The following is a 1,429-nucleotide window of genomic DNA, read 5'->3' as shown; positions in this document are numbered from 1 at the left end:
TTCCGTTTTTCTCCTAGGCTAGGCCAGCGGGGCATCGCCCCTCTCTGCGCGCGCCCTCTCGATGAGCCCCGGCGTCAGGTCGAGATCGCCGAGCGGCACGTCCTCCACGCCGTAGGCGTCCAGCAGCGCCGCCGCGTCCTCCCCGAGCATCGCCCTGAAGGCGCGCGCGGGCGTCGCGAAGCCGAGCGCGCCGCGGGGCTCGGAGTTCACGTGCGACATGGCCAGCGCCAGGTCGGCCGGGGCGAGCCGGTCGAACCTGATTCCGGCGCCCTTGGGCAGCAGCTTCCTGATCTCGACGTGGTTGCGCTCGCAGGCGCCCTTCTGGTCGCTGCGCCTGGGGTCGCAGTAGAACAGCCTCGTCTCGCCCGGCCCCTCGCCGAGCAGCGCCGCGATCGCCGCCTCGTCGGAGAACTCGGCGCCGTTGTCGGTGAGGACGGCGCGGAACACGCGGCGCGTCCCGTCGGCGCCGAGGATGGCCCGGACGCCCTCCAGGGCGTCCGCGACGCACCCGGCGGTCTTCTCCTCCAGCGGCAGCGCGAGCTGGAGCCTGCTGGGGCGGTGCAGCAGCGTGAGCAGGCAGGCGGAGTCCTCCCGGGCCCCCTCGACGGTGTCCATCTCCCAGGCCGCGGCGCACGCGTCCTCCCCGAGGGCGAGGAACGCGGCATGCGACCTGCGGGCGGAGTGGCGGGTCGCCGCCCGGCCCGCGGCGCGCTTCCTCGGCCTGTAGCCGACCTTGCGCCTGAGCTCCATGTTGGTCATGCCGTCGTAGCCCGCCGAGACCCAGCGGTAGATGGTCGACGGCGACAGGTCCACCGGGCCGCCGTTGCGCGCCGCCATCTGCTCGGGCGACAGCCCCCGGCGCAGGCAGTCCCTTATCGCCTCCAGCCTGGCCGCCGCGGCGGGCTCGTCGGCGTCTATCCCGCGCCTGGACGAGACGAGGACCGAGTCGGCGCACAGCTGCGCGGCCCGGGCCTCGTAGAAGACGTGGGGGCGGCGCTTGCAGCCGATCGCGCGGTACCGGCCGCACCCGTTGCAGCAGCGCGGCCACGCCGCCAGGCGCGGGCAGGCCGCCGACAGGTCGGCGGAGGCGTCCACGCGCTCGCCGCGCCTGGCCTTCGGCGCCGTCACGAACCTGTGCGACGCCACCTCGGCGCTCACCGTCGAGGGCGACCTGCCCAGCTCCCTCGCGATCTCCCTGCACGACGCCCTGCGCTCCAGCATCCTCTGGACCGTGTCCCGCTCGTGCCTCGTGAGCCTTCCGTAGGCCCTCGGGACCGCCCTTGCGGAGCCGCTCTTCTTCTTTCCGGACATGCCGTCCTCCGATCTCCCGGGGCCGGCCGATCCGGCCCTCAGGGTATCGGGTTCCCACATTCATCCGCACATGTGCGGATGAATGTGGGAGGTGTTCGGATAAAGTTGATAATCAAGG

The 1,429-nt window shown here is 72.9% G+C and carries 1 protein-coding gene; it reads right to left on the bottom strand.

Annotated features, from left to right (window positions below):
- Nucleotides 1-18 precede the first annotated feature (18 nt).
- Nucleotides 19-1,311 (bottom strand): IS30 family transposase, encoded by a 1,293-nt coding sequence (locus tag FS885_RS09805; protein ID WP_005987407.1) that lies wholly within the window; start codon nt 1,309-1,311, stop codon nt 19-21.
- Between the last annotated feature and the right edge of the window lie 118 nt (nt 1,312-1,429).

This window comes from Enorma burkinafasonensis (genome assembly GCF_902150035.1).
Taxonomy (GTDB): Bacteria; Actinomycetota; Coriobacteriia; order Coriobacteriales; family Coriobacteriaceae; genus Enorma; species Enorma burkinafasonensis.
The sequence above is the reverse complement of the archived record's forward strand: the minus strand, read 5'-3'. Positions and strand labels throughout refer to the sequence as shown.

Coding starts and splice junctions, on each gene's coding strand:
- FS885_RS09805 (WP_005987407.1), bottom strand. CDS start 1,311: ATGTCCGGAAAGAAGAAGAGCGGCTCCGCAAGGGCGGTCCCGAGGGCC.